The organism is Kitasatospora sp. NPDC058965 (genome assembly GCF_042741245.1).
Lineage (GTDB): Bacteria > Actinomycetota > Actinomycetes > Streptomycetales > Streptomycetaceae > Kitasatospora.
Window position 1 is genome coordinate 21,815 of record NZ_JBHYKG010000083.1, and the last position, 6,594, is coordinate 28,408.

Annotated in this window: 5 protein-coding genes; all 5 read left to right on the plus strand. The window is 73.0% G+C overall.

Annotated elements, in window-relative coordinates; translation table 11 throughout:
- Positions 1-3: 3 nt before the first annotated feature.
- The 5 genes from ligA (at position 4) to ACFW1A_RS16395 (ending at position 6,552) form a co-directional block, all read left to right on the plus strand.
- On the plus strand, positions 4-2,295 hold the full coding sequence (ligA, locus tag ACFW1A_RS16375) for an NAD-dependent DNA ligase LigA (RefSeq protein ID WP_380409526.1): 2,292 nt from the start codon (positions 4-6) through the stop codon (positions 2,293-2,295).
- 341 nt (positions 2,296-2,636) lie between these two features.
- Positions 2,637-4,400: a putative bifunctional diguanylate cyclase/phosphodiesterase gene (locus tag ACFW1A_RS16380; RefSeq protein WP_380409528.1), complete on the plus strand. Its 1,764-nt coding sequence runs from the start codon at positions 2,637-2,639 to the stop codon at positions 4,398-4,400.
- A 119-nt stretch (positions 4,401-4,519) separates the two neighbouring features.
- Positions 4,520-4,816, plus strand: coding sequence for an Asp-tRNA(Asn)/Glu-tRNA(Gln) amidotransferase subunit GatC (gatC, locus tag ACFW1A_RS16385; RefSeq protein WP_035845952.1), 297 nt, complete (start codon positions 4,520-4,522; stop codon positions 4,814-4,816).
- A gap of 6 nt (positions 4,817-4,822) precedes the next feature.
- On the plus strand, positions 4,823-6,316 hold the full coding sequence (gatA, locus tag ACFW1A_RS16390; RefSeq protein ID WP_380409530.1) for an Asp-tRNA(Asn)/Glu-tRNA(Gln) amidotransferase subunit GatA: 1,494 nt from the start codon (positions 4,823-4,825) through the stop codon (positions 6,314-6,316).
- Positions 6,313-6,552 (plus strand): hypothetical protein, encoded by a 240-nt coding sequence (locus tag ACFW1A_RS16395; RefSeq protein WP_380409532.1) that lies wholly within the window; start codon positions 6,313-6,315, stop codon positions 6,550-6,552. The genes gatA and ACFW1A_RS16395 overlap by 4 nt, the downstream gene beginning before the upstream one ends.
- Positions 6,553-6,594 lie beyond the last annotated feature (42 nt).

Genomic DNA, 6,594 nt, shown 5'->3' on the forward strand with positions numbered 1-6,594 from the left:
GTGGTGGCGGCGGTCGAGGGCTGGGAGGACGTGCCGGCGGCGGCACGCAGGCGGCACGCCGAACTCGCGGCCGAGCTGACGGAGCACCGGGTCCGCTACTACGAGCAGGACGCGCCGACCGTCAGCGACGCCGAGTTCGACACCCTGATGCGCGAGCTGGAGGCGCTGGAGGCCGCGCACCCGGCCCTGGTCACCCCCGACTCGCCGACCCAGCAGGTCGGCGGCGGGGTGGCCGAGGGCTTCGCCAAGGTCGAGCACCGCGAGCGGCTGCTCAGCCTGGACAACGCGATGGACGACGAGGAGCTGGCCGCCTGGGCCGACCGGGTGGCCCGCGAACTGGACGGCGTCCCGTACCACTACCTGTGCGAGCTCAAGGTGGACGGCCTGGCGGTCAACCTCACCTACCAGCACGGCGAGCTGGTGCTGGCCGCCACCCGCGGCACCGGCCGGATCGGCGAGGACATCACCGCCAACGTGCGCACCATCAAGGAGATCCCGCACCGGCTGCACGGCGAGAACCCGCCGGCCCTGGTGGAGATCCGCGGCGAGGTCTACCTGCCGACCGGGGCCTTCGCCGAGCTGAACGCCTCGTTCGCCGCCGAGAACGACCGGCGCCGGGCGGAGAACGAGGAACTGGTCAAGCAGGGCAAGCGGCCGCGGGCGCTGGTCAAGCTGTTCGCCAACCCGCGCAACGCCGCGGCCGGCTCGCTGCGCCAGAAGGACCCGCTGGTCACCGCCGCGCGCCCGCTGCACATGGTGGTGCACGGGATCGGCGCCCGGGACGGCTTCGAGATCGACTGCCAGTCGCACGCCTACCGGCTGCTGCACGACTGGGGCCTGCCCACCGCCAAGTACAACCGGGTGGTCGGCAGCCTGGACGAGGTGCGGGCGTTCGTCAAGCAGTACGGCGAGCAGCGCCACTCGGTCGAGCACGAGATCGACGGCGTGGTCGTCAAGGTGGACGAGATCGCGCTCCAGGGCCGGCTCGGTGCCACCTCCAAGTCGCCGCGCTGGGCGATCGCCTGGAAGTACCCGCCGGAGGAGGTCACCGCCAAGCTGGCCTCGATCAAGGTCGGGATCGGGCGGACCGGCCGGGCCACGCCGTACGCGGTGCTGGCCGAGCCGGTGAAGGTGGCCGGCTCGATGGTGCAGTACGCCACCCTGCACAACCAGCAGGTGGTCAAGGCCAAGGGCGTGCTGCTCGGCGACACCGTGGTGCTGCGCAAGGCCGGCGACGTGATTCCGGAGATCCTCGGCCCGGTGGAGGACCTGCGGGACGGCACCGAGCGGGAGTTCGTGATGCCCGCCGAGTGCCACGAGTGCGGCACCGAGCTGCGCCCGATGTCCGAGGGGGACATCGACCTGCGCTGCCCCAACGCGCAGTTCTGCCCGGCCCAGATCCGCGAGCGGATCGCCTACCTGGGCGGACGCTCCTGCCTGGACGTGGACGGCCTGGGCTACGTGGCGGCCACCGCGCTGACCCAGCCGCTGGAGCCGGCCGAGCCGCCCGTCAGGAACGAGGGGGACGTCTTCGGTCTCGACGTCGAGCAGCTGCTGCCGATCCGGGTGCTGGTGCGCGACCCGAAGACCGGGATGCCCAAGCTGGACGACGCGACCGGTGAGGAGAAGGAGGTCTCCTTCTTCGCCAACCTGAGCGGGGAGCCGAAGAAGACCGCCACCCTGCTGCTGGAGAGCCTGGCGGCGGCCAGGGAGAAGGAGCTCTGGCGCTACCTCAACGGCCTGTCGATCCGTCACGTCGGCCCGGTCGCGGCCCAGGCGCTGGCCCGCGAGTTCCGCGACCTGGACGCGATCTTCGCCGCCGACGAGGAGCGGTTGGCGGCCACCGAGGGGGTCGGCCCGAAGATCGCCCGCTCGATCCAGGAGTGGTACCAGGAGGAGTGGCACCGCGAGATCCTGCGGAAATGGCGTGCGGCGGGGGTGCGGTTCACCGAGGAGGCGGTCGAGGCGGAGGGCGACCGTCCGCTGGAGGGGCTCACCGTCGTGGTCACCGGAACGCTGGCCGGGCACACCCGGGACGGGGCCAAGGAGGCACTGGTCTCGCGCGGCGCGAAGGTGACCGGTTCGGTTTCGAAGAAGACCGATTTCGTGGTGGTCGGTGACAACCCTGGGTCGAAGTATGACAAGGCGGTCCAACTGGGACTGGCGGTGCTGGACGAGACCGGATTTGCGGTGCTGCTGGAGTCCGGGGCCGCGGCGGCGCGTGCGCACCTGGGCCTGCCCGCGGTCGGGGCGGAGCCGGCCGAGGTAACCCCCGGGGGGACTGACCAGGGCTGACGTGTCCCTCTTGTTATCGTGCTGATGCTCCGTCACCCGGGTGGTGGGCGCGGAAAAGGGGCATCGTGTCAGTGTGCGGCGCCGGTTCGTGCTGGCGTGCTCCCGGATGACCGAAAGTCCGCCCTCGCCGTGAGGCCGGACTTACCCTGGAGCGCAACAGTGTGTCAGCAGGAGTGGGGGCACCGGCCAGTGGGACCAGCGGGGGCCGGCGCCGACAGGGGCGCTTCCCGGCTGAGACCGACTGGCACCGCATCTGCGGTGCCGGCACCGACCGTTCTTCGGGTCGGTTCCGAGCCGCGACGCGGCCTGGGCGGGGGCGGGCCTGACGGAGGACAGGGCGTATGGATCGTACGACCGGCGGTGCGCCGACGCGCCCGCCGCAGGGGGTGGCGGGTGCGGTCCTGCTGCTCGGTGTCCTGCTGGCCGGAGCGGCGCCGCTGATCCCGCTGGCAGTCCTGGTCAGTCGGCACGAGCCCGAGTTGCTGCCGCTGTTCGCCGTGCCGCTGGCGGTGCTGGTGGCGGCCTGGCGGATCGCCCGGGACCGGGCCAGGGACCAGTTGACCGACCCGCTGACCGGTCTGCCGAACCGTCACGCCCTGTTGCTCGCGGCCCAGGAGGCGATCGCCGAGCACGAGGCCGAGGACGCGTACTGCGTCGGTCTGATCCTGCTGGACCTCGATCGGTTCCGATCGCTCAACGACACACTCGGTCACGGCGCCGGCGACCGGTTACTCGTGCACATCGGCCGGCGGCTGCACCGGGTGCTGCGCGGCGCCTCGCCCGACGCGCGCGGCATCGGCCTGGGCGGGGGGCCGATGCTGGAGTCCGCCCGGGGCGGCGGCCCGTCCGGGGCCGCCGAGCGCCGCCGGGAGACCGAGGAGCTGCTCGCCTCGCTGCCGGCCGCCGCGGAGAACGGGCGGCGCGCGGTGGTGGCCCGGATGGGCGGCGACGAGTTCGCCGTGCTGCTGCCCGGGGTCGGCTGCGCGGACACCCTGGAGCGGCTGGCCAAGGCGCTGATCGCGGAGCTGGCCGCGCCGATCCGGCTGGACGGCCTGCTGCTGGTGCTGGAGGCCACCGCCGGGGTCTGCGTCTACCCGCAGCACGCCGCGGACGCAGAATCGTTGCTCCGCCGGGCCGACGTGGCGATGGGCCACGCCCAGCGCGCCCGCACCGGGGTCGAGCAGTACGACCACTCCCAGGACGCCGACACGCCCTACCGGATCGGCCTGCTCGGCGACCTGCGCCGGGCCCTGGAGACCGGCGAGGTGCAGCTGCACTACCAGCCCAAGGTGGCCTTCGACGGCCGGGTGGTGGGCCTGGAGGCGCTGCTGCGCTGGGAGCGCCCCGGGCGCGGCCGGGTCTCGCCGGACGAGTTCGTCGGCCTGGCCGAGTCCAGCGGGCTGATGCCGCGGCTGACCGACTACGTGCTGGAGGCCGCGATCGGCCAGCTGGCCGCCTGGCGGGCCCAGGGGCTGCAGGTGCAGGTCGCGGTCAACGTCTCGCCGCGCGACGTGCTCAACCCGGGCTTCGCCGGCCGGGTGGCCGGGCACCTGGAGCGCCATCAGGTCCCCGCGCACGCGCTGCAGCTGGAGATCACCGAGCGGCTGCTGCTGGACGACTCCCGGCTGGCCGCCGACACCCTGGCCGAACTGCGCGGCCACGGGGTGGGCATGTCGCTGGACGACTTCGGCACCGGGCACTCCTCGCTGGTGCGGCTGCGCAGCCTGCCGGTGGGCGAACTGAAGATCGACCGCTCCTTCGTCTCCCGGATGGTCGCCGACCACCACGACGCCGCGGTGGTGCGCTGCTCGGTGGAGCTGGCCCACTCGCTCGGCCTCACCGTGGTGGCCGAGGGCGTGGAGGACGACGAGACCTGGGAGCGCCTGCACGGCCTGGGGGTGGACGCGGTGCAGGGCTGGCTGGTCTCCGCCGCGCTGCCGGCCGACCAGGCCACCGCCTGGCTGCGGGTGCACCGCACCGGCCCGCCGCCGGCCGAGCGGCTGCCGACCCTGGAGCGGTGGACCGGCCAGGCCGAACTCCCGTGCCCCGGCGTGCCCAGGCAGCCGCTGGCGCCGCCGACCGAGGCCCCCACGACCCCTCAGTAACACCGGGCGCACCCGGCGCCCCCTAGGATGGGTGGTCAAAGACACAGAGGACGGAACGCCGCCCGCCGCGCGGTGACGCGGGTCCCGGCCTCGCCCAGAACTCAGATGAGGATCGCTGCATGCCTGGCATCACGCGCGAGGAGGTCGCCCACCTCGCCCGGCTGTCGCGTCTGGAGTTGCAGGCGGAGGAGCTGGACCACTTCGCCGAGCAGCTGGACGTGATCATCGGCGCGGTCGCCCGCGTTTCCGAGGTCGCCGGACAGGACGTCCCGCCGACCTCCCACCCGCTGCCGCTGACCAACGTCATGCGCGCGGACGAGGTGCGGCCCTCGCTCACCCCGGAGCAGGCGCTGGCCGGTGCCCCGGCCGCCGAGGAGCAGCGTTTCCGGGTCCCGCAGATCCTCGGGGAGGACTGACCAGACATGACCGACCTCATCAGGCAGACGGCCGCGCAGACGGCCGAGGCGATCAAGTCCGGCCAGGTCAGCGCCGTCGAGGTGGCACAGGCCCACCTGGACCGGATCGACGCGGTGGACAAGAAGGTCAACGCCTTCCTGCACGTGGACACCGAGGGCGCGCTGAAGGCCGCCAAGGCGGTCGACGAGAAGCGGGCCAAGGGCGAGGAGCTGGGCCCGCTGGCCGGCGTGCCGCTCGCGCTCAAGGACGTCTTCACCACCAAGGGCGTGCCCACCACCTGCGGCTCCAAGATCCTCGAAGGCTGGGTCCCGCCGTACGACGCCACCCTGACGACCCGTCTGAAGGACGCGGGCGTGGTGATCCTGGGCAAGACCAACATGGACGAGTTCGCCATGGGCTCCTCCACCGAGAACTCGGCCTACGGCGTCACCGGCAACCCGTGGGACCTGTCCCGGATCCCGGGCGGCTCCGGCGGCGGCTCGGCGGCCGCGCTGGCCGCCTACCAGGCCCCGCTGGCGATCGGCACCGACACCGGCGGCTCGATCCGCCAGCCCGGCGCGGTCACCGGCACCGTCGGCGTCAAGCCGACCTACGGCACGGTCTCCCGGTACGGCCTGGTGGCCTTCTCCTCCTCGCTGGACCAGGGCGGCCCGTGCGCCCGCACCGTGCTGGACGCGGCGCTGCTGCACGAGGCGATCGCCGGCCACGACCCGCTGGACTCCACCTCGATCGACGCCCCGGTGCCGCCGGTGGTCGCCGCCGCCCGGATGCGCGACGTCCGCGGCATGCGGATCGGCGTGGTCAAGGAGTTCGCCGGCGAGGGCTACCAGGCCGGCGTGATGCAGCGGTTCGACGAGTCGGTGGAGCTGCTGCGCGAGCTCGGCGCCGAGGTGGTCGAGGTCTCCTGCCCGTCCTTCACCCTGGCGCTGCCCGCCTACTACCTGATCGCGCCGAGCGAGGCCTCCTCCAACCTGGCCCGGTTCGACGCGATGCGCTACGGCCTGCGGGTGGGCGACAACGGCAACCGCTCGGCCGAGGAGGTCACCGCGCTGACCCGCGAGGCCGGCTTCGGCCCCGAGGTCAAGCGCCGGATCATCCTGGGCACCTACGCCCTGTCCTCGGGCTACTACGACGCTTACTACGGCTCGGCGCAGAAGGTCCGCACGCTGATCTCGCGCGACTTCGACGCCGCCTTCGCCGGAGTGGACGTGCTGGTCTCGCCGACCACGCCGACCACCGCCTTCCCGATCGGCGAGCGCGCCGACGACCCGATGGCGATGTACCTGGCCGACCTGTGCACCATCCCGTCCAACCTGGCGGGCAACGCGGCCATGTCGCTGCCGTGCGGGCTGGCGCCGGAGGACAATCTCCCGGTCGGCCTGCAGATCATCGCACCCGCGATGGCGGACGACCGCCTGTACCGCGTGGGCGGTGCCGTCGAGGCCGCACTCAACGACAAGTGGGGGCACCCCCTGCTGGAGGAGGCACCGGCACTGTGAGCAAGATCGAGAAGGCCAAGGGCTTCAAGCACTCGAAGCCGGGGCTCTGGCTGTCCATCGGCACCACCGCCTTCGGTGCGCTGAGCATCATCAAGGACGTCAAGAAGGCCCGCACCGAGAGCGACACCCTGCTGCTGGCCAACGCCGTGGTCGGTGCGGCCGCGATCGTCACCGGCACGCTGTTGCTGGTGCGCGAGCTGCGCCAGCTCGGCAGCGACGACGTCCTCGCGGGCTGAGCCCGCCGGGTGGGGGGGGGGGGGGGGGCCCCCCCGGGCGCG

Coding starts and splice junctions, on each gene's coding strand:
- ACFW1A_RS16380 (WP_380409528.1), top strand. CDS start 2,637: ATGGATCGTACGACCGGCGGTGCGCCGACGCGCCCGCCGCAGGGGGTG.
- gatA (WP_380409530.1), top strand. CDS start 4,823: ATGACCGACCTCATCAGGCAGACGGCCGCGCAGACGGCCGAGGCGATC.
- gatC (WP_035845952.1), top strand. CDS start 4,520: ATGCCTGGCATCACGCGCGAGGAGGTCGCCCACCTCGCCCGGCTGTCG.